Source organism: Spiroplasma endosymbiont of Phycita roborella, assembly GCF_964031195.1.
Classification (GTDB): Bacteria; Bacillota_I; Bacilli_A; order Mycoplasmatales; family VBWQ01; genus Spiroplasma_E; species Spiroplasma_E ixodetis_A.
Genome location: NZ_CAXIQJ010000006.1, coordinates 124,143 through 146,462, shown reverse-complemented (window position 1 = coordinate 146,462; position 22,320 = coordinate 124,143). Strand labels below are relative to the sequence as shown.

The 22,320-nt window shown below is 23.1% G+C and carries 25 protein-coding genes and 2 pseudogenes; 4 read left to right on the top strand and 23 right to left on the bottom strand.

All coding sequences use genetic code 4. The features are described 5' to 3' along the window. Positions 1-13: 13 nt before the first annotated feature. From AAHM95_RS08550 to AAHM95_RS08460, 19 genes are all read right to left on the bottom strand, one after another. A complete protein-coding gene (locus AAHM95_RS08550) occupies positions 14-2,026 on the bottom strand; it encodes a hypothetical protein (protein WP_342273791.1) in 2,013 nt (670 codons plus the stop codon). Next, positions 1,977-3,218, bottom strand: coding sequence for a hypothetical protein (locus AAHM95_RS08545; RefSeq protein ID WP_338975553.1), 1,242 nt, complete (start codon positions 3,216-3,218; stop codon positions 1,977-1,979). The genes AAHM95_RS08550 and AAHM95_RS08545 overlap by 50 nt, the downstream gene beginning before the upstream one ends. A gap of 18 nt (positions 3,219-3,236) precedes the next feature. Next, a complete protein-coding gene (locus AAHM95_RS08540; RefSeq protein WP_338977759.1) occupies positions 3,237-3,359 on the bottom strand; it encodes a hypothetical protein in 123 nt (40 codons plus the stop codon). 284 nt (positions 3,360-3,643) lie between these two features. Further along, positions 3,644-4,761 (bottom strand): IS3 family transposase gene (locus tag AAHM95_RS08535; RefSeq protein ID WP_338975281.1). Its coding sequence is split into 2 segments (ribosomal slippage): positions 3,644-4,491 and positions 4,491-4,761, totalling 1,119 coding nucleotides; the frame shifts between segments, so codons are not numbered across the junction. A gap of 39 nt (positions 4,762-4,800) precedes the next feature. Then, positions 4,801-6,663 (bottom strand): hypothetical protein, encoded by a 1,863-nt coding sequence (locus AAHM95_RS08530; protein WP_342274645.1) that lies wholly within the window; start codon positions 6,661-6,663, stop codon positions 4,801-4,803. Positions 6,664-6,666: 3 nt separating this feature from the next. Continuing rightward, positions 6,667-8,385 (bottom strand): hypothetical protein, encoded by a 1,719-nt coding sequence (locus AAHM95_RS08525; RefSeq protein ID WP_342274644.1) that lies wholly within the window; start codon positions 8,383-8,385, stop codon positions 6,667-6,669. Between the two features lie 14 nt (positions 8,386-8,399). Then, positions 8,400-9,584: a hypothetical protein gene (locus AAHM95_RS08520; protein ID WP_342273892.1), complete on the bottom strand. Its 1,185-nt coding sequence runs from the start codon at positions 9,582-9,584 to the stop codon at positions 8,400-8,402. Between the two features lie 17 nt (positions 9,585-9,601). Continuing rightward, a complete protein-coding gene (locus AAHM95_RS08515) occupies positions 9,602-9,979 on the bottom strand; it encodes a hypothetical protein (RefSeq protein ID WP_338975557.1) in 378 nt (125 codons plus the stop codon). 13 nt (positions 9,980-9,992) lie between these two features. After that, entirely contained in the window at positions 9,993-10,181 is a 189-nt protein-coding gene (locus AAHM95_RS08510) for a hypothetical protein (RefSeq protein ID WP_338975562.1), read from the bottom strand. Between the two features lie 34 nt (positions 10,182-10,215). Beyond that, positions 10,216-10,374 (bottom strand): hypothetical protein, encoded by a 159-nt coding sequence (locus AAHM95_RS08505; RefSeq protein WP_174480523.1) that lies wholly within the window; start codon positions 10,372-10,374, stop codon positions 10,216-10,218. A 16-nt stretch (positions 10,375-10,390) separates the two neighbouring features. Then, entirely contained in the window at positions 10,391-11,152 is a 762-nt protein-coding gene (locus tag AAHM95_RS08500) for a hypothetical protein (protein ID WP_342273891.1), read from the bottom strand. Next, positions 11,121-11,396 carry a hypothetical protein gene (locus AAHM95_RS08495; protein ID WP_342273890.1) on the bottom strand — a complete coding sequence of 92 codons (276 nt, stop codon included), beginning with the start codon at positions 11,394-11,396 and terminating at the stop codon, positions 11,121-11,123. The genes AAHM95_RS08500 and AAHM95_RS08495 overlap by 32 nt, the downstream gene beginning before the upstream one ends. Continuing rightward, complete coding sequence (locus tag AAHM95_RS08490) at positions 11,389-11,706, bottom strand: hypothetical protein (RefSeq protein ID WP_342273889.1); 318 nt, start codon at positions 11,704-11,706, stop codon at positions 11,389-11,391. The genes AAHM95_RS08495 and AAHM95_RS08490 overlap by 8 nt, the downstream gene beginning before the upstream one ends. Continuing rightward, positions 11,693-11,836 (bottom strand): hypothetical protein, encoded by a 144-nt coding sequence (locus AAHM95_RS08485; RefSeq protein WP_342273888.1) that lies wholly within the window; start codon positions 11,834-11,836, stop codon positions 11,693-11,695. The genes AAHM95_RS08490 and AAHM95_RS08485 overlap by 14 nt, the downstream gene beginning before the upstream one ends. Before the next feature lies 1 nt (position 11,837). Further along, complete coding sequence (locus AAHM95_RS08480; RefSeq protein WP_342273952.1) at positions 11,838-11,996, bottom strand: hypothetical protein; 159 nt, start codon at positions 11,994-11,996, stop codon at positions 11,838-11,840. Between the two features lie 3 nt (positions 11,997-11,999). Continuing rightward, on the bottom strand, positions 12,000-12,293 hold the full coding sequence (locus AAHM95_RS08475) for a hypothetical protein (RefSeq protein ID WP_338975222.1): 294 nt from the start codon (positions 12,291-12,293) through the stop codon (positions 12,000-12,002). Further along, complete coding sequence (locus tag AAHM95_RS08470) at positions 12,247-12,720, bottom strand: hypothetical protein (protein ID WP_338975223.1); 474 nt, start codon at positions 12,718-12,720, stop codon at positions 12,247-12,249. The genes AAHM95_RS08475 and AAHM95_RS08470 overlap by 47 nt, the downstream gene beginning before the upstream one ends. Positions 12,721-12,728: 8 nt before the next feature. Next, positions 12,729-12,890: a hypothetical protein gene (locus AAHM95_RS08465; RefSeq protein WP_338975224.1), complete on the bottom strand. Its 162-nt coding sequence runs from the start codon at positions 12,888-12,890 to the stop codon at positions 12,729-12,731. A 208-nt stretch (positions 12,891-13,098) separates the two neighbouring features. Beyond that, positions 13,099-13,611: a hypothetical protein gene (locus tag AAHM95_RS08460; RefSeq protein ID WP_338979028.1), complete on the bottom strand. Its 513-nt coding sequence runs from the start codon at positions 13,609-13,611 to the stop codon at positions 13,099-13,101. 634 nt (positions 13,612-14,245) lie between these two features. On the opposite strand from AAHM95_RS08460, the pseudogene AAHM95_RS08455 reads away from it, so the two are divergent. After that, positions 14,246-15,363, top strand: a pseudogene (locus AAHM95_RS08455) (IS3 family transposase). Here AAHM95_RS08455 and AAHM95_RS08450 read toward each other — a convergent pair. Further along, entirely contained in the window at positions 15,319-15,744 is a 426-nt protein-coding gene (locus tag AAHM95_RS08450; RefSeq protein WP_342274643.1) for a hypothetical protein, read from the bottom strand. The pseudogene AAHM95_RS08455 and the gene AAHM95_RS08450 sit on opposite strands and share 45 nt — an antisense overlap. Positions 15,745-15,939: 195 nt before the next feature. Between AAHM95_RS08450 and mnmA the strand changes: the two genes are divergently transcribed. Both mnmA and AAHM95_RS08435 read left to right on the top strand, forming a co-directional pair. Beyond that, positions 15,940-17,055 carry a tRNA 2-thiouridine(34) synthase MnmA gene (gene mnmA / locus AAHM95_RS08445; RefSeq protein ID WP_342274642.1) on the top strand — a complete coding sequence of 372 codons (1,116 nt, stop codon included), beginning with the start codon at positions 15,940-15,942 and terminating at the stop codon, positions 17,053-17,055. A 163-nt stretch (positions 17,056-17,218) separates the two neighbouring features. Continuing rightward, positions 17,219-18,453 (top strand): annotated as a pseudogene (locus tag AAHM95_RS08435) (ISNCY family transposase). 454 nt (positions 18,454-18,907) lie between these two features. Here AAHM95_RS08435 and AAHM95_RS08430 read toward each other — a convergent pair. Next, a protein-coding gene (locus AAHM95_RS08430; protein ID WP_338975281.1) for an IS3 family transposase occupies positions 18,908-20,025 on the bottom strand; the annotation gives its coding sequence in 2 pieces (ribosomal slippage) (positions 18,908-19,755 and positions 19,755-20,025; 1,119 coding nt in all). Positions 20,026-20,158: 133 nt separating this feature from the next. Between AAHM95_RS08430 and AAHM95_RS08425 the strand changes: the two genes are divergently transcribed. Then, entirely contained in the window at positions 20,159-20,551 is a 393-nt protein-coding gene (locus AAHM95_RS08425; RefSeq protein ID WP_342274640.1) for a hypothetical protein, read from the top strand. 73 nt (positions 20,552-20,624) lie between these two features. On the opposite strand, the gene AAHM95_RS08420 is transcribed toward AAHM95_RS08425, so the two are convergent. Next, positions 20,625-21,089, bottom strand: a complete 465-nt coding sequence (locus AAHM95_RS08420; RefSeq protein WP_338976152.1) for a hypothetical protein — start codon at positions 21,087-21,089, stop codon at positions 20,625-20,627. A gap of 186 nt (positions 21,090-21,275) precedes the next feature. After that, positions 21,276-22,148, bottom strand: coding sequence for a hypothetical protein (locus AAHM95_RS08415; protein WP_342274639.1), 873 nt, complete (start codon positions 22,146-22,148; stop codon positions 21,276-21,278). Positions 22,149-22,320 lie beyond the last annotated feature (172 nt).

The window sequence follows — 22,320 nt, the reverse complement described above, 5'->3', positions numbered from 1 at the left end:
CCCATCCAAACATTTAAATTTCTAAATTAATATAAGAAATATTTTCATTATATTTGTCAAATAAATTAATATTAGTTAAGTTTATTTCTTGTTTGTCAGTTATTAAAATTAAATAATAATTACCAGCACCAAATATTCCACTAATTTCAATCCGATTTAAATTATTAATTGGATTTTTAATTTGCAATTCAAATTCATTTTTATTATCAATTTGTAATATCTCTTCATAAAATTCTAATTTAGAAAATAATTGAGATTTATTTGAACCATATAAATTTAAAGCATTCTCAATTTTATTGTTACTAATAATTACTCTTGTAAAGTATTTTCCATATTCGCCATTTCCTAATGTTCAATCTGCTGGAATTAATGACGGAATATTATTGCTTTCTAATTCATTTGTAATAGATAATCAATTAAATTGATTATCATCAAGTTTAAATAATTCATTTTGACTAATATCATTATTTTTTAATTTAATATTATTCATATCTGTAAAATCAAAATATTCAGATTTTAGTATTACTTTTACATCTTTATATTTTCAACTATTATCCTTATTAGAATGTATAGGATTTGATTTTAATTCAAAATAATAAGGTAATAAAATTTTATTATCATCATTTAGACCTTTATTTATTGATAATGTTGAATAAATATACTTTGATAACATAATAAATACTTGTTTAAATATTTTAACTTGTTGCAAATTTATGTAATTTGGATAATCAAGTTCTCATTTTCTAAATAAATTAGTAATAACTTCATCAGGTTTTTGACCTAAGAATTTATTACGTAATTTTGCTATTTCATTTTTATCATCATAATCTGCGCCATCAAAATTTCTATTATAGTTATATGTGTAACTTAGCATATCTAATAATAACTGTTGTAAACTATCAATTGGTGGTTTATCATTTATTTCAATTTCTACATCATAAAATTTATTTGTTGTAGAAATAAATAAATTATAGTTACCTACTAAAAATCATGACTCTAATTTTTTATCTTTTAATTCTATTTCATCTGATAATGGTCATACTTTTAAATTTTTAGAAACATCATAACCTAATTTAGCATTTGTTACTCTTGCATTATTAATAATTTCTTTTCTTGTTTCAGTCCCTCCACCAATAGCAATTAAATCTAAAACTGATTTTTCTTCTCCAATAAATTGTTTTGCTAAGTTTCAAGGTAATATTTGTTCACTAAATCATTGTTGTAATATTCTAACTTTTGGTTGAGTTTCAATAGGCATTGATAATAGCGGAAATGCTATCTTATCTTTAACAAATAACTTTGGGTATACTTCCATATTGTCAACTTCACCAAGTACCTTTATATTGCCAAAAATCATGCTTCTAGGTGCTTTAATTTTTAAACCAGTTACTTTGGTATCTTTATCTAATGGTTTTTGTAATTTAATAATAATTGGATAACCATCTCTTGTTTTAAAATCTTTAATTTTAATAATAGTTATACTTTTAGTACTTCTTGTTTTTGGATTTTGATAAGGTTGTGAATAATTATTAATGATATATAAATTATCAATATTATTTTCAGTTAAAGGTTCATTAATAGATACAGCATATAACTTAAATTGATTTAATAAATTTATTTCTTGAAATATTAAATTTTTAATATCAGTCATACTATATTCAATTGTATTATCATTAATATTAGTACTTGCTCTTTGATTTAATTGCATAGTAAAATCAGATGTTTCAACAGCAGTAGTTTTTAATACTTTATCAATATCAATAAAACCTATTTTAATAGTATTTGCTGAAAATTTTAAACTATTATTTTCATTATTTTTAAATAAACGTTCAATTTCATAAATATATATCGTTCTTTTTTTAAATTCATCATATGCTCTATTAATATCTGGGTCACTAGTAGCACGCATCATATTAGTAAAGTCATAAGGAATGTTATCAATTAAATAATCATTTTCTACTTCTGCTTGATTAAGTTTAGTTTGTTTCTGTGGAAATTTCGTTTGTGGTTTGTTGTTGTTTTCCATTGTTCTCTCCTATTAATTGGTTATTTTCGGGATTAAATAATTTTAATTTAACTGTTAAATTATTAATTTCTTGATCATCATTAATATTAAATGTTTTACTATTTAATAAATCTTTATCTACACTTACTAATATTTGAATAAATTTAAGAATATCAATATTAAATTGTCATAATTTTTGTTCAATATAATTAATAGTTGAAATATTTACTGCTGTACTTTCGGGAACTGATTGTTGTGCTGATTTCTTTTGACTTGGTATATGAATACCACAACGTTTAAATATTTCATTAACATTTCAATCATATATATCAGTTAAATTTTTACCTTTAAAATTACTATTTGTCATATTGATATTTTCGTTTTGTTCATTATTATCTCCACCGCTTTTAAATATGTAATTTTTAGTAACTAATGTTCTTACTGCGTCTTCTATTAAAGATTGAACATTGCCATAAGTTTGACTAAATATAAATTTAGGTGAGTTTAAAATAGTATCTAAAACAATTTGTTCATAAATAACATCTAATGCTTTAATTTTATCCATTACTTTATTACAATCTGCTAGCTCATTTGCTTTATTTCTCATAATTGCTATTGGTATATAGTTAATATTTAGTGTTTGTTCTTGTGCTAAATTAGGGTTATTAATGAATGATTTAAAATCTAATGGAAATTGTTTTTTATTATCACTAATACTATAAATTGCACGATTAATAGTTATTTGTTCATTATTTAATGTATAAACTTCAAATAATCTTACCATTTGTGCATTTTGTTCATAACTATCATAAAAAATAGTACATTCAATTAATTTACCAGTAATATCATAAACTCTTTGTTGTATATCTACTACTTGAAAATATAAGTCATCATTAGCAATATAAATTAAATAAGCACTAATTCCTAATTTACTTAATTTAAAAATTGAATTTCAATTTTTTCTGTAAAATTCTTGTTGAATTAAATATTGTTTAATAGTTTCATTATTAATATCTAATGGAGCATTATATAAATTAGCATTATTTTCTGCTACAAAATCAGTGAAATAAGTTTCATGGTTAAAATCATTAAAACCAAAATAATTTAAAATTGAAGCATGAGTACTTTTATTTTTATTAGTTAAAAATTTTACTTTTTCATTTTGATTATCACTAATATTACTTTTTTCTTTTCTTTTAAATAGACTTAACATAATATTCACCACCTTTTTTTAAAATATTTGATTAATTTTTAATACAATTTTTATAATAATAAATATAATTAAACCTGCTGTTGCTGATGATAAAATTACTCCTATTAAACCTAAAATAATTTTTATAATTTTAAAAAACATAATATTATTCCTGTAATTCTTCTAATTTTTTAAAAATATAATCTCTACCCATACCCCACATTATTCTATTATTATAAATATTAATTTCAGTATCCGCATTAACATTATTATTTGATATTCATAAACTACTTTTTAAAACATTTGTATCTAATTGATAATAAAAATTAATTATTTGTCAACTATAATTTTTATTATTTTCTTTACTAGTATAATCACCAAAACTATAATATATTCTATAATGTGTTTTATCTTTAAATATATTGGAATGGCAACCCTTTTTAGGACTATTTTTTGGTAGACATTTGTTTTTGATAACTAATTGGAGTTAGGTAGTTTAGAGTACTGTGAATTCTTATGTTGTTATATCAATTGATGTAATCAAATAATTCTAATTTTAATTGGATTAATGATGTAAAATTTTTATCATTAATAAATTCAATTTTGAAAGTTTTAAAAGTTGCTTCAGCAACAGCATTGTCATAAGGACATCCTTTTTTGCTTAAAGATCGAGTTATGTTGAAAGCTAATAAAAGTTTATCAATAGTTTTATTATTGAATTCATTACCGCGATCAGTATGAAATATTTCAATATCTTTTAAACAGTGATTTGATTGCATAAATGCTTGATATACTAATGATGCATCTTTTTTAACTCCAACACTATGTCCAATAATTTCGCGGTTAAATAGGTCGATTAATAGGCAAATATAGTTTCATTTACCATTAACTTGAACATAAGTTAAATCACTAACAATAACTTCATTTTTAATTCTATTATTAAAGTTTCTATTAACAAGATTGGTTATTTGACTATCATTGACTTTATTATGATAATTTTTGAATGATAATTTAGTGTATTTTGATATTAAATTATGCTTATTCATAATTTCTTTAATTTTTCTGCGTGATAAATAAATTTCTTGGTTTGCTAGTATGACTTTTAATCTTCTAGTACCATAAACTTCTTTATTTTCTTTAAAAGCACTAATAACAGCTTGTTCATAAATATTATTTTGAATTTTATTTTTTTTCTTTAAATTAAAATAATATGTTGATTTAGAGAGTTTTAAAAAATGACACATTGTGCGAATTTTATATTTAGATTTATTATTTGCAATAATCTCTACTTTCTGCCTATTATTAGTGCTGCTTGCTTTAAAATATCAATTTCCATTCGTAACTGTTTTAATTCTTTATTTGCTTGAATTAATTGTTTTTCTAAATCTGAAAGATTATCTTTAGTTTTAAAACTACCTGAATTAGTAAATTGCTTAATTCAATTGTAAGTAGCTGCTCTTGTAACATTGTATTCTTTAACAAGGCAAGATACTGATTTGCCACTTTGATATAAAGCTACTATTTGTTTTTTAAATTCATCTGAATATGAGTTAATAGTGACCATAATTATAATTCCTTTCTTTTAACTAATTTGTTCACTTGTCTATGTAATTAGTGTCCAATAAAGTGTAACCCATCCAATATATTCTATATGTGTAATATTATTTTTATCTACTACGACTTTACCTACTTCTTTTCAATTTGAACCACTTGGACTGGGTTGTGGTTGTTTTTCTAATATTTCATTAATTGCTTGTAATAATTTTTTATTTTGAGTTTTTAATAATTTATATTCATTATTTTCTAATAAATCTTTACAAAGTAATGAATTTTCTTCATTATTTAATGCAATTTCATTTGTTTCAGTTTTATATTTAAAATAATCATTTGAAAATTTTTTATCTTTTATTTTTTCTTTTAATTCATTAATAGCACCGGCAATAGTTTTATCAGTAGTTTCTAAATTAGGAATTTCTGCACTAATAGCATTTATTTGAAATGCAATAGGAAATTGTGATTTTACATCTTCTAATTTTTTATCTACTTCTTCTTTTTTATAATAATCAGATAAATTAGGAATTTTATTATTGATTTCATTAATTGCAGGAACGATTTGTTTAGAAACTGTTTGTAAAGCATCATCATTGATATTTTGCTTTTTATCTAATAAATTATTAGTTTCTAGTTTTGTGTAATAATCATGTTCAGTACTTTCTTCTGTTATAAATTCAGTTGGTGTATCTATTCCTTGATATTGATATATTTCTTGTATATCACCAATTAAATTAATTTTTCCACGTTCAGGATAGGAATTACCTCCACCACTAAATTTTTTATTTCTATTGTCATAGTAAATAGTTCCAATATTTAAAATATTTTTATTTTGTATTTGTTCTTTATAAGTCATGGAATCAACATTTAACAATTCAAATTCATGAAAAATATTATTTAAATAAATTTTAATTATTTTATAAAATTTCATAAAGTTATTTTCTGTTGAATAATGATAACTGATTTTAATAAAATATCATTTCAACATTTCTATATTATTATTTTCAACTTTTTTTCATAAAGGACTAGTTTCAATATTAAATCAATTATTTTTGATATCATCAATGTTTTCATTTGTTTTAGTTAATTCACTATTTAATTTGGTAATTTCATTTTCATTAGTAGTAATTCGTTTTTGTTGTTTAGCAGAAAAATCACAAGTTGGTGAATGAGTAAAATCACCAATTTGCGGATTATTTTGTAATGCTTCTGGTGGTAATGTTCCAATTTCATCTGGTCAATCTAAAATCATTGTTTCAGTTTCTTTATCATAACCAGTTGCAACATAACCTTTATTAACAAATTTACTAACAGGACCTCTATATATTTCATTTTCATTATCATCAACTAAATCATCATATAATTTAATTTGTTTTAATAATGTAAATTCTTTTTGTTCTTTAATTAATTCATCAACTTGATTTCTAGTATAAAATGCTTTTAAGTCAATTTTTTCAACATCTATTTCATCATTATTATAACTTGAAAATATTTGTTTTAATTCTGTTAATCTTGCTCATATTTTCATTCTACTAGGTGCTAAATCTCAAACATTAATTGTAGGAGTACTATTTGCACTAAATTGATTACCATTATTAAATTGAATAGTAGCATCAACATTAAATTCAATTGGTGTACGATTAAATACTCAATGTTCAACCATAACATAAACCATATCTCTTAATGTTTCTTTAATTAATTCATCTTTAAAACTATCAAAAGGAAATTTAGATAAAATAAAATCAAGATAAGCATTAATATCATTTTGCGCGCGAATAGCAAAAGTTATAAATCAATCATTAATATTTGGTCATGTTTGTATATATTGTTGTGGAGTTTCTGTAATTTTTCCAGTTAATGGATATCAGTTATTATAATTTTCAAGACTGACATCAGTTCAAAGTTTATTAATCATAATTTATCATTCCTTAAAAAATGCTTGTTTATAATGATGAGTATGTTTTTTTGTTTTTTTATGTGTTATATGTTCAATTTCTTTTTGTATTTTATTTTTACCTTTTTTTATTTTTTTCTTACTTTTTGTTACAACTTGACTATATGCAAACTTTTCTAAATGATGTAATAATCCAGTACCAAATAAAGTATTAACACTAAATTTTAAACCAACATTTTTAAATGATTTGTTAATATTTTCAATAGGATTATTAATAACATTTACTACTTTATGATAAGTTCTAATAGTTCTAAATATTTCTCTATATACTTTAAAACTATCTCTAATTACTTGTTGCACCACTGGTGGAGCAAATGCTATTGCTTTTAATCATTTATTTTGATTAACTCCATAACCAATGTATCAACCACTATATCAACGATATCAATGGAATGGATGTATTTGAGTAACAAAAGTTTTTGCTTTAAGAATACTATCAACAACTGTAATTGGTTTATATTTAGGATTGCGATGATAAATAGTAATTGCACATTTATCTAATGACAAAGGTTGAATTTTACAACCCATAAATACTGGTGAATTTAATGGAATTAATTGTGCATGTTTAATTGCTCTTTTTTCTGCACTAGTAAATAAATCAGTTGCTTTTTCTTTTAATTTCTGAATTTTTTCAAATACTTGTTTTTCTAACTTTTCAAATTTTTCTTGTAATTTATATATACTTTCTCGTATTTTTTCAAAATATGGTGTATCTTTTCAAAATTTATTTAAACCTTTTTTTAAATAAAATCTAATATCAAAATATTTAAAAGTTTGATTTGCTTTTAAAACAAGTTGATGAATAACATTATTTTTAAAATTAAATTTAATAGCATTAGCACGAATTTTTTGTAAATCTAAAATTAAAGTTTTTCCATATCTATTTTCTGTATGTATTGTATGAACTAAATTTAATCAATCATGTTGATTCATTTTTAATACTTCTTTTAAATCAGTATTAAATTTTTTTAAAAAGTTATTTGCTTTTTCAATATCTTTAATTTTAAATTTAGGAGTTAATTGTGGACTTAATTTTATTAATGTATTTTGTAATAATAAGTGTTCCATTAATTTTTCTGTTTCTAGTTTTTGAAAATTATTCTTATATTGTCTTTCAGCAACATATCCTAAATCTCGTAATACTGTTTCACGATTAGGAGTAAAACTATACTTCATTAAATAACGTTTATTACCAATAATTTTATCTGTTAAAATTTCTTTTCCACTTACTTGACTAATAATTTCTTGTAAGTTTTTTGCTTCTTTAATACCAACTTGTTCTAATGTTTTAGTTTTTTGTGCTAACTTAATAAATTTAGTTGTACGATAACCACGACTAATTTTATTAAGTCCAGCAAATGCTGGTAATATATTAAAAAAAGTATTTAATGGTGTTACATTTCCTTTTAAATAATCATAAACTTGATTAATAGTAAAATCAGTTAAAAATTCTACACCAATAGCACTAATACTAGCAATTAAATCACTTGCACCTAATCCAAGTGCTAAATCTTCACTTAAACCACCAGTAAAAGGAGCAAGTACTACTGCTATAACTTGTACACCAATCATTTCTAAAATTTCTCATCATAAACTTTTATGTTCTTGTTGTTGACTAATTCTAGTATGTTTGGGTTTATTTATTTTTAAGAGTGTGGCTGTATTTGCTGTACCAATAGGCATAATTAATGTCCTTATTATTTAAGAGTTATTTTTATAGGATTTGTTGAACCTTGATAATTTGCATCATTAATATCTGCAGTAATAATTACATATAAATCTCCTGCTTTTTGATTTTGATTACTTACATCAGTTTTGCCTTGTGCATCACTAAAATATTTAATATTTGCATGTACTAAATCTAATGCTGGATTCAAACCAGTAATTTCTCTTGCATTTTTTATTGCTGTATCTAGTAATTGATTTTTTCTATTCGTATTAGCAGTAATATCAGTTGTTAAAATTGTAAGTTTACTACTTAAATCTGTTTTAGTAATAATTCCACATAGCATTCAACGTGATGTTGTTTCTTTTTTTGACATATAAGGAATTAATTGACCTAGTACTTCACCACCAACTTTATATGCTCTACCAAGTTTGCCATCAGCAATTTCTTGAACATAAACAATTGTTTGTTGTAACATATATCTTTTCATTGCTCTTGATGTTGCTAAAATAAAAGGTATAATTTGTTTTTTATTTTCACTATCAGTAAATGTCATATAATCATCCATTACAATTTGACATAATACACCTTTTATATATAAATCATTACCATTTAATCTTAGTTGTTGAGCAATTTGGTTATCTGTAATTAAACCTTTATTATTAGCCAAATAAACAATAGTATCATAAAGATTATTTGTAATAAAGAAACGACAATTTGCACTATTTCTTAATTGAAATAAAGTATTTCAAGCAGATAACATTGCCTGTATATGCCCTGTTGGTGATGTGTCACTAATTATTACTTTAGTTCCGTTATCGCTAATTACTTGTATATCATCAGTTGCTAATTTATCTGCTAAATCATTAGCGACTTCATATTGCATACTTTCTAATAAATTTTGTCCATTTTCAGCATTTAAGTCAATTGCTGCAATAGTTTCACCAGCAACATATAATTTTTCAATTATTTTTGGAATAGTATCAGTTTGTGCATAAGTTACATCTATTCTTTGACTTTTATCATTTCATGCAATAACTTTAATTGATGGGTCTTTTGGAACTTTAATAATAAATTCTATTTTAGTAGAATTAACTATTTCAATAGGAAAAAAGTTTGCTCATGGACTATTTGATTGTTTGAAAAATTCAATAAATTCTGGTGCTTCAACTAGTTTTTCTGTATTATTTAAGTTTGTTTGAATATTAATTGCCATTTTTATTTTCCTTTCTGTTATAAATTATTTTTCTTTTTATAATCCAATAAACTACTTTTTATTGAATTCGATTGATTTGTTAATATTGTTTCTTGTTTACCACCTGTATTAATTGGTTCTTTAAATACTGGTTGTTCTTTAATCATTTTTTTAATAGTGTCTTCTACTTTTGAATTTTCTATATTACTTGTTTTAAATTTTAAAAAATCATAAAATTCTTTTTTAACTTGATATTTTTTAAATATATTAAGCATTTCTTTTTCTTTAATTTCTTCATTAAGTTTATTTAACTTATTTTCTAATTCAACAATCTTAGTTTCTTGTTCTTTTTGCAAATCATTATTTTCAGTTAAAGGTTCAGTTGTTTCTTGAACATTAGTTTCATTTTCTAACATTTACATTACACCTTTATTTATTTTCTTTATTAATTTTTTCATTTAATTTTGCTAATTTTTTTTGATGTTTTATTACTTTATTATTTGCTCGAACATGTTTTGGAGTTGTAATAAATCGTTTAAATCAAACAATTAATTCTCTGCAAATTAATGTTCCTACACTTGTTCCAATAATGATTAATTCATGCAATAATTCTTTCATTTCAATATTTTCCTTTCAATTATTTATTTTTTAATTATTCGTCAAATTGACCACCATTAATTCTTTCAACCATTGACTGATAATTACTTATAATAGTTACTAATAAAGAAATTTCTTTATTTAATTGTTCCATCCTTTCTTTATGTATTTTTATTTCGTGATTATAATATTCAATTAATTTTTCTTTATTCATAAATTACTCACCTCCTTTATAAACTGTCATAATATGTAGTTGGTCTATATACTGGTGATATTCTATCTACAACATCATTAATTAATCTTGCATTTTCACTAGTAAATGTTGTTTCTTGCATTTCTTCAACATGATTAGTTGTTTCCATTGGTAGTAAATTATGGATAATTTCAGATGCACCAGCAATAATAGTCGGAACTGCATAAGCATTCATAAAATCATTATTAATACCCATAGCAACACCACTACTAATCAAACAACCACCAGTTGCCATATTTGCTATTTTACGTATAGTTTCAAATTTACTTGGTATTAATTCTGTAATTCCAGCAACCAAATTTGCAATACCATATGAATTTAAAGATATATAAGTATCTCAATCCATTAAAGATTGGTCATTAACATTATTGTTAGTTACTGATAATGTTAATGCTGGTCATGGCGGAGTTTCTGTAGTGGTTGTAGTTGGGGTGATAGGATTTATTGTTTCAGTAAATTTACTATAATTTGCTAAACCAATTGTTCCTAATCCTAATGCTATTTTTTTACTTGAATTTAATAGTTTACTTTTTAAATTTGGCATTTGATTTAAATTTCATATATCAATTCCTAATTTTTTAGAAAATAATAAAGCATTTATACTACCTAATATTGGATTACCAATAAGTTGACCATAGTATGCAGAAGTTCCTATCATACCAAATAATGGACTTGCTCCAGTTCTTATTAATTTTAATAAAGTGTAATTACTTGATTGTACAGTTATGTCATTTGGCATTTTCTTCTACTCCTTCTACTTTCTGTTTAATAAAAACTTCTATTCAACCTTGATAATTAAAGTTATCTCCAACTAAAATTGCAGTATTAGCATGTGGTTGAGAAACAATTAAATATTTAGCAATGACATTGGGATATTTTCATAAAATCAATGCTTTTATATCATTACTATCTGTTAAATCTTTGGGATTTGGTGAAAATATTTCTATTTTATCTTCACCAAATAAATCTTTTAATTTAATCATTATCAAATTCTCCATTTTCAATTCTTTCTTTTAAAGAAAAGACATATTCTGTATAAGTTCTATGTGGATTTTTATCATTTATAATTTCATCGATATCTAAAATTAATTTTTCTTTATATTCATTAATATATTTTTGGACAATTTTTCTTCTTATATTTTCAACTTTTATCATATGTTTATCACAAAAATATCTTACTTGAACATTATCTTTATCTAATTTTGTTGGTAAATTATTACAATTTGTTATATGTTTACCAAGTTCATTAACTTCACTAAAACAACATGGTATATTTTCTTTATTGATTATCAATGTCTCCTAAATTTCTTCAACTTCTTCTATTTCATTTATTAACTGATTCTAATCAACAACTATTACAGGTATTGGATAAAAAGTTTTCTTTTACTTTATTGCACATAGAACATTTATCTTCATATTTCATATTATTTCTCCTTATTTTTAATTTGATTAGCAATTTCACTTAATATTTTTAATACTTTATATTCATTTTTTAATTCTTTACTAATAAATATTAAAAATATTATTAGTGTTATGCTTGTTATTAATATTGGTATTATTAATAAAATTTTTCATAATATCATTTTTTACTCTTTTCATTTTTTAAATCATTTAACATTTATTGAACAAAATGCACGATTTTTAGGAATATTTAAAGTGTTAAAAATTTGACCAGTTACAATAATTTCATCGTTTTTGTTTAATAAAATACAGCGTCTATAAAATTTTGGGTTGTTAAAAATTAAAGTAACATAGTTTAATCCATTTCATTGACCTCGAACACTATAATATAATTCTTTATTACCTTTTTCGTAATATTTTGTTTCAATAGTGTTACTCAGTTTTACTGTTAATTTGACATAATTGGCTTTCTCTTTCATTTTTATAATTCCTTAAATAATATTTAATATGCTTATATGCATCTTGTTCATGTTTTGTTAATTTTATATTTCCTTTATAATTTTCTATTTTGTTTTTATTTTTTGGTTCACTTTCTAAATAATCTCAATTCATAACATCTTCTGCTAATACTATTAAAGCACCAATAATTTTAGGAGTTGCTAATGGATTTGTTAATAATTGTTTTGAATTTAAAAAGAAATTTTCTACAATAACTAATATTTTTTTATTATCAAAATGTTTTTTAATTAATAAAAAGTATTCTTTAAATAGATTTTTGCTTTTTAAAACTGTTTTAGTTTTAAATGTTTCATTAAAAACAATATTATTAGTTTCATTTGAGTATATAATAATTCCATTACTACCAATACCAGCAGGGTCAATTCCAATAATTAAGTCATATTGCATTAATCAAATTAACCTCTAACAATTGTTTTAATAATTTCTAAATCACAATTACTTCAGCAATATTTACATTCTTCGATAAACTCTTTATGTCCACAAACTAAATTATTTTTTTGTAAACTATCAATTTGTTTGATTAATCCTACTTTATATTCAATAATCTTTTTTTCCATTATGTAAATCATCCCTTTTCAATTATTTTTGCTGTTTGTTTAAGGTATTTAGGTATTTTGTTATAACAACTGTCACATATTAAATAAGGTATTGGTCAATTTTTATATTTAATAGTTTTAGTAGAATTATTAATACATTCTTTTCAAACTTTATCCATACAAACTCTTAATTCACATTTTTTATTTTTATTATTCATAGTTTTTTTCTTTATAAATAAAATATCTTTTCATTATGAGTTGAAATATGTTTATAAGAAGTGACTATATAATTAATTGACAAATCATTATGGTTATATGGATTATTTAGTTTAAAACCTTTTCTGTTTTCTTCTCATGTAACATTATATTTAAAACAAGGATTAGTAATCTTTGTTTTACTATCAGTTATTTCACCAATAAATCAACTATTATGCTGTTCATAAAATGTTAATGGTTCAAGTTTTATATCATTAAGATAATATTCTTTGGGTGTTTCTGGTTTATTAACAGTTATTTTCTGTTCAGAAATATATGGTTCTAATAATTTTGTTAATTCATCACCATTTAATTCTCTTTTAATATTTTCAGAATTAAAAACCCAATATGTGTAATTATTATCAACAATAAAAGAATTATTTTTAATCATTCATTTTGGAAGTGATAATTTATATTCAACATAATCAATAAGAATAGATTGTGGTTTATCTTTAACAATTTGTTCTTTTTTAAATTCTATTTGCATAATAATCCTTTCCTAATATGTCCTGTTGCTTCTAGCATAAAGGACATATATTTTGATTTTTAAATTATTAATAATACTATTATTAGTTTTATTCATTCCAGAAATTCTGGGCTCAAAAATAAATTGTGAAATTTTAAAAAACATTGAGGCATTCGATTCAATATTTATTTAATTTATGTTTAATAAATTAATATTTTAATTGAACCGGCACCGCTCAATTTTTTTTACAAGTTTGAAATTTATTTTCTCGCCCAAAAAAATTTTTCAAAAAAAATAAAAAATAAAACCAACACTTGCTCACTGGGGAGTGGCAAGGTTGGTTAAATAAAGAATAGAATTAATACAATAGGTCCCTACAACAGGTCTATATATACTAGTTTCCAATTCGCTCCCACCCCAAGAATTACCATTAAATGGTTAGTATATTTTATTAGGTATCACTCCACTTTTTATTTATCCATGCAAGTCCACATGTTCTAGCTACTATTTTTAACAACTGTGTTGTAGTTCACTTTTTTAGTTCCCTAACACGTGTTGATAATAGCGTTAAAGAAGATTTGGATGGGTTACACTTTATTGGACACTAATTACATAGACAAGTGAACAAATTAGTTAAAAGAAAGGAATTATAATTATGGTCACTATTAACTCATATTCAGATGAATTTAAAAAACAAATAGTAGCTTTATATCAAAGTGGCAAATCAGTATCTTGCCTTGTTAAAGAATACAATGTTACAAGAGCAGCTACTTACAATTGAATTAAGCAATTTACTAATTCAGGTAGTTTTAAAACTAAAGATAATCTTTCAGATTTAGAAAAACAATTAATTCAAGCAAATAAAGAATTAAAACAGTTACGAATGGAAATTGATATTTTAAAGCAAGCAGCACTAATAATAGGCAGAAAGTAGAGATTATTGCAAATAATAAATCTAAATATAAAATTCGCACAATGTGTCATTTTTTAAAACTCTCTAAATCAACATATTATTTTAATTTAAAGAAAAAAAATAAAATTCAAAATAATATTTATGAACAAGCTGTTATTAGTGCTTTTAAAGAAAATAAAGAAGTTTATGGTACTAGAAGATTAAAAGTCATACTAGCAAACCAAGAAATTTATTTATCACGCAGAAAAATTAAAGAAATTATGAATAAGCATAATTTAATATCAAAATACACTAAATTATCATTCAAAAATTATCATAATAAAGTCAATGATAGTCAAATAACCAATCTTGTTAATAGAAACTTTAATAATAGAATTAAAAATGAAGTTATTGTTAGTGATTTAACTTATGTTCAAGTTAATGGTAAATGAAACTATATTTGCCTATTAATCGACCTATTTAACCGCGAAATTATTGGACATAGTGTTGGAGTTAAAAAAGATGCATCATTAGTATATCAAGCATTTATGCAATCAAATCACTGTTTAAAAGATATTGAAATATTTCATACTGATCGCGGTAATGAATTCAATAATAAAACTATTGATAAACTTTTATTAGCTTTCAACATAACTCGATCTTTAAGCAAAAAAGGATGTCCTTATGACAATGCTGTTGCTGAAGCAACCTTTAAAACTTTCAAAATTGAATTTATTAATGATAAAAATTTTACATCATTAATCTAATTAAAATTAGAATTATTTGATTACATCAATTGATATAACAACATAAGAATTCACAGTACTCTAAACTACCTAACTCCAATTAGTTATCAAAAACAAATGTCTACCAAAAAATAGTCCTAAAAAGGGTTGCCATTCCATTTTTTCTGCTCCCCATTTTCATAAATTCATTGCTTGTGTACTAATTACCAATTGTACTGGAGTTACTCCAAAATCAACTAAATTATTTAAAGGATTTACTTTATTTCAATCAAATGATCCAATACTAGTAACTGCTACCTGAAATACTCGTTGTACAGTTTTCAAACCAACTGCTGCTGTTAATAAACCAGCTGTTCCAATTATTTTTTTAGTATCTGATCATATTAAACTACTTCAACTATTATTAATAGTATTTGCTTCTATATTACTATCTATATCATTATTTATTAATAACTCTTCTTCTTGTGGCATTTTTTCTCTTCTCTCTATTTCTTTATTAAAACATAAAAAACACATTAGTAACAAACTTTACAAAAGTGGTTATAAACCATATTTTGTTAAATTGCTTTTATGTGTTTTAACATTAGTATAAAGGATTATCACTTAATAATCAATATGTAAATTCAATAATTTAAAAATATTTATTTGGGTATTTATTATATATTTGTTACAATTATTAAGCATTTATGAAAAGTACTAAGGAGTAATAAAATGACAGAAAAAAAACGCATTGTTGTTGGTATGAGTGGTGGAGTTGATTCATCAGTAACAGCAGCACTTTTACAAGCAGAAGGCCATGAAGTTATTGGTCTTTTTATGCGTAATTGAGATTCACTTTTAAATAATGATTTACAAGGTAACAATAATCAAGATATTTGTCCACAAGAACAAGATTATCTTGATGCTTTAGCTGTTTGCCAAAAATTAAATATTAAATTAGAAAGAATTGATTTTGTTAAGGAATATTGAGATAATGTTTTTACTTATTTTCTTGAAGAATTTAAAAAAAGCCGTACTCCCAATCCCGATATTTTATGTAACAAATATATTAAATTCGATGCTTTTTTAAAATATGCACAAAAAAATTTACAAGTAGATTATATTGCAATGGGGCACTATGCACGAATTAACTACAACCCAATTACTAAACAATATCAGTTATTAAAAGGAATTGATGATAATAAGGATCAAAGTTATTTTTTATGTCAATTAACACAAAAACAATTAAAATATAGTTTATTTCCTTTAGGTAATAAAACTAAAACTGAAGTTAGGGAATTAGCAAAAATATATAATTTACCAACAGCAACAAAAAAAGATTCTACTGGCATATGTTTTATTGGTAATCGTAATTTTCAAACATTTTTAACAAATTATTTACCAGCTAATCCGGGCAAAATTGTTGATATTAATACCAAAACTACTATTGGTAATCACAATGGTGTTTACTACTATACACTTGGCCAAAGAAAAGGTATTAATCTTTCAGGAATGAAAGTTCCGTATTTTGTTGTTGAAAAAGATGTTACTAATAATATCCTTTATGTTGCTAATGATAATGAAAATAAATGACTAATGAATAGCGGTTGTACTGTTAAATCATTGAATTGAATTAATAATAGTACATTAAAAAACTCTTTAAAATGTAATGCAAAATTTCGCTATCGTCAATCTGATGTTGCTGTTATTATTAATTTTATTAATAATGATGAAATTAAGGTTGAATTTTCAGAAAAGATACGCGCTATTACGCCTGGTCAAACCGCTGTTTTTTATGATGGTGATATTTGTCTTGGTGGTGGAGTTATTGACCAAATATTTCGCTAATCAATTATTAAAAAACTAATATAAATAATAAAATTTTAATTACATATTTTTTTATAATTTTCAAGATTCAAAAATTACTATGTCATTATTTAGTGATAATTTCCTATTAGTTATCGAGTGAAAATTTCTCAAAAAGTGAAGTTAAATATACTTGGTAATAAAAATGGAAAGAAGCATGACTATGAAAGAAAAATATAAATACAAAATTATAAATGACATTGTTATTAATAAATTATCTAAACATCAAGCCAAAAATAAACTTAACCTAACTATTAGAAGAATTAACCAATTAATTCAAATTTTTAATAAAGAAGGTAAAGTTGGTTTTATTCATAAATCTCGCAATAAAATTTCTAATAAGGCAACAAAAATAAAATTATAAACTTATATAAAACAAAATATTATAATTTTAATTTTCAACATTTTCAGGAAAAATTAATTAATGAAGAAAACACTAAAATTGCATATATTACAGTTTATAATCTATTAATTCAAGAAAAAATCACTTCACCAAAAAGACATAAGAATAAAAAAAATAACTTGCATCCCACAAGAAATCGTAGAACAAATTTTGGTGAATTAATTCAAATGGATGCAAGTAATCATCATTGATTTGGTAACGATAAACCAAAAGCATTTTTACATGCTGCAATTGATGATGCTACAGGAAATATTGTTGGACTATGATTTGATCACCAAGAGACATTAGATGGTTATTATAATGTTTTTTATCAAATTTTAACTAAATATGGCATACCAAAGATATTTTATACTGATAATAGAACAGTTTTTGGATATAAGAAAAAAATTGATTCAGGTAAAATAAACACAGAAAATGACACTTATACTCAATTTCAAAAATGCTGTAATGATTTAGGTGTTGAAGTAATTAGAACCTCAATTCCACAAGCTAAAGGCAGAATTGAACGATTATTTGGAACACTTCAAAGTCGCTTAATTAGTGAATTACGACTTAATAAAATTAAAAATTTAGAAGATGGTAATAAATTTCTTAAAACATATATAAACATTTTTAATAATCAGTTTGCTTTTCCTATTGATGATAATAAATCTGCTATGGTTAAAGCTCCTACACAAAATGAAATAAATGTTTATCTTTCAAGATTTTGTAAAAGAAAAACAGATAGTGGTTCAACTATAACATATTATGGTAAAAAATATTTTCCTTATAAAAATAACAAAGTTCAATATATACAACCTAGAACTGATGTAATTGTACTTAAATCATTTATTAATGAATTCTATCTTAGTTATAATAATAAAATATATGAACTAAAAGAAATAGCATTAAAACCAATTATTAAAGAAGATTTGATAAAAACTAAAAAAGTTTATATACCAAATAAAGACCATCCTTGAAGATATGGATATCAATAATTTTTAATTAAAAGTAAAAAAACATATTTTAGAAGAGATTTATTTTATTAATACTAAACCATATAAAATTTTAAAACATTTGTATATGAGCAAATTTGGTGTCTTAAAATCAATTTTAAAGATATAAAGATATTGCAAATGCAATATCTTCCCCTTTTACATCTGTGGTGAGCTTGGTTTATATCCACTTGTTAAAGGTTGATTTTCACTGTTTGCACTGCGTTTTCATTGTTCAAAAATTGAATCAAAATCATAATCTAAACTTGATTTTAATTTTAAATATTTTCCTACATTATCAACCCTTTTTTGTCCTTTTGATTCGATTTTATCTTCTAAATCATATATATTTAATTTTTCAATATATGGAATTATTTTATATTTCTTTTTTAAATTTTCATTTAATGTTTTTAGATATATTTCTAGTTTTTCTATGGAATGGCAACCCTTTTTAGGACTATTTTTTGGTAGACATTTGTTTTTGATAACTAATTGGAGTTAGGTAGTTTAGAGTACTGTGAATTCTTATGTTGTTATATCAATTGATGTAATCAAATAATTCTAATTTTAATTGGATTAATGATGTAAAATTTTTATCATTAATAAATTCAATTTTGAAAGTTTTAAAAGTTGCTTCAGCAACAGCATTGTCATAAGGACATCCTTTTTTGCTTAAAGATCGAGTTATGTTGAAAGCTAATAAAAGTTTATCAATAGTTTTATTATTGAATTCATTACCGCGATCAGTATGAAATATTTCAATATCTTTTAAACAGTGATTTGATTGCATAAATGCTTGATATACTAATGATGCATCTTTTTTAACTCCAACACTATGTCCAATAATTTCGCGGTTAAATAGGTCGATTAATAGGCAAATATAGTTTCATTTACCATTAACTTGAACATAAGTTAAATCACTAACAATAACTTCATTTTTAATTCTATTATTAAAGTTTCTATTAACAAGATTGGTTATTTGACTATCATTGACTTTATTATGATAATTTTTGAATGATAATTTAGTGTATTTTGATATTAAATTATGCTTATTCATAATTTCTTTAATTTTTCTGCGTGATAAATAAATTTCTTGGTTTGCTAGTATGACTTTTAATCTTCTAGTACCATAAACTTCTTTATTTTCTTTAAAAGCACTAATAACAGCTTGTTCATAAATATTATTTTGAATTTTATTTTTTTTCTTTAAATTAAAATAATATGTTGATTTAGAGAGTTTTAAAAAATGACACATTGTGCGAATTTTATATTTAGATTTATTATTTGCAATAATCTCTACTTTCTGCCTATTATTAGTGCTGCTTGCTTTAAAATATCAATTTCCATTCGTAACTGTTTTAATTCTTTATTTGCTTGAATTAATTGTTTTTCTAAATCTGAAAGATTATCTTTAGTTTTAAAACTACCTGAATTAGTAAATTGCTTAATTCAATTGTAAGTAGCTGCTCTTGTAACATTGTATTCTTTAACAAGGCAAGATACTGATTTGCCACTTTGATATAAAGCTACTATTTGTTTTTTAAATTCATCTGAATATGAGTTAATAGTGACCATAATTATAATTCCTTTCTTTTAACTAATTTGTTCACTTGTCTATGTAATTAGTGTCCAATAAAGTGTAACCCATCCAGATAATATTTATGTATTAGCTAAAAAAAATTATCCTTATAAATGCTTAGCTAATGAAATGAATTTTAAAGAAATTTGTAATAAACAAACATTCAATGATGAAAATCAATTTCAAGTAACGTATCGTTTTGCTGCTCACGATTCAATAATTATAAAAATTAGTTATGATATTTTTTTGAATATGGAACAAATATATAATGATGAAAATCAAAGTAATTTTCAAAAATTATTTTATAACATTATTATTGATTTTACTAAAAAAGATGAGACTGGGTTTGCTGGTAGTATTTTAGAATCAGATTATACTACAGCAATTTCAATAATAATTGAACATTTTGAAGAAATTAATCAATTTTTTAAAACTTTATCACAAGGTCAAGGTATAAAAATTATTACAAATAGAATTGGATCATGAGATAAAAATGATAATATGGGAATATTTAATCAGTAAAACCTAATTATAATTAAGTAATATTTAGTTTTTATTGTGATATTTTTTTCTAAAATTAAATTGTAAAAAAATATTAATTTAAAATTCGTGGTTTAGATTGAAAAGTATTACTAATACCATTATTACTACTATTACTATCAATAGTATTATTTATAATTGGCTTAATACGCATATCAAATATAGTAATAGCAACATTTTTAATACTAATAAAAAATTGCTTTAAAAAATCTAATTGTTCAAATGTAAAATTTAGTTCTTGATTACTAATCAAATCATTAATTTTTTTAATATCATAATTATTTTCATAATACACAGCAAAATTATCACATTGATTTTGTTTGATCAACATAAAAAAAGAATCAATAGTATTATTATCCAACTCTTCAATTGGTAATGCTTTTAAAATTTTAGGTTCAGTATCATTATAAGTTGTTGTTACTTTATATAAAATTTTTAAATCATTATCAATTTTATATTTTTCTAATTTATAATTTTTTAATTGATTGTTATCATTAACATAATATGATTTGTTTGCCATTTGATTACCACCTTTAAATAAAATAAATCCTTTTTCAATTTAAATAAATGAAAAGAGATTTAAGAAATCAAGTATTAGTTCTTATTTAATTTTACAACTAAATTATTTAGAAATAAAGTAAATCTATAATAAAATATATTATTTTATTATAGATTTAAATTTAATTTATATTAATTAGAAAATTTATTATTTGCCTGGAGTTCCAACAGCCATTTTTTGTGCAAGAATAACACTATCAAAATGTAACTGTAAAAATGCGGGTTCACCATCATTAAAAGTTTTTATTTCTTCTGTGCCGGTAGGTGAACTAAAAAAATGATTTGTAAAAGATGTATTTAATACTTTAAGTAAAGACTCAAACTTTGTTTTGTTTAATTCATCAGTAAACTTTAATTTAAAACCAGAAGTTGGCTGATCGACCTTGAATCCTTGATCAGCAGTTAGTTTTAAATCATTTAAAGGTTCTTTTATAATATTACTTGTTATTACCTTTGAAACATTTAAATTTGCTGCCTTTATATTAATATTATAAGATTTAACAAGCTTAGCAGCAGTTTTGCTACTCATAATATCAATTTGACAAATACCATCCGCTACTTTAAAGTCAGTTGTGTCAGCAACTGATATTTCACCTGGAGCAGCAGTTTTAATTGTTACAATTAAATTGGTAATAGCATCAACATCGGGTTCTGAATAATCATTATCTTGATTACCAGATGTAAATCCCAATTCCCTTAAAAAGGTTGCAGAATCAGTATTTTTTGCTTTCCATTTACCATCAGTAGAACCTTCAACTAATAACTTTTCTTTAAACAACTTATCTTTAATAAGATTAGTAGAGTCAGTAGTGATAATACAAGTTCCAAGATTATCAAAATTTATTACTTCATCAATTATACTTGTATTTTCATCACTATATCATCCTAATAATTCTGCATATTTGCCATTTAATTGCGGATTATTAGGAATATTTGAACCATTATTACCGCATGCAACAACTGAAGGAGTTGCTCCTGCTGTTAATGCAAGGGCACCCATTAATCTTAATATATTTTTCATATTCACATATACCTCCAATAATATTATTTAAACTTATTATAATAACTATAAATTAACAACTTAGTTACTTTTTTCCAAATATAATATCATATAATAAGTTATCCAATATTTATATGTTTATAATGTTTAAAAATATGAAAAAAATAAACATTTTGTAAAATAAAATACTCCT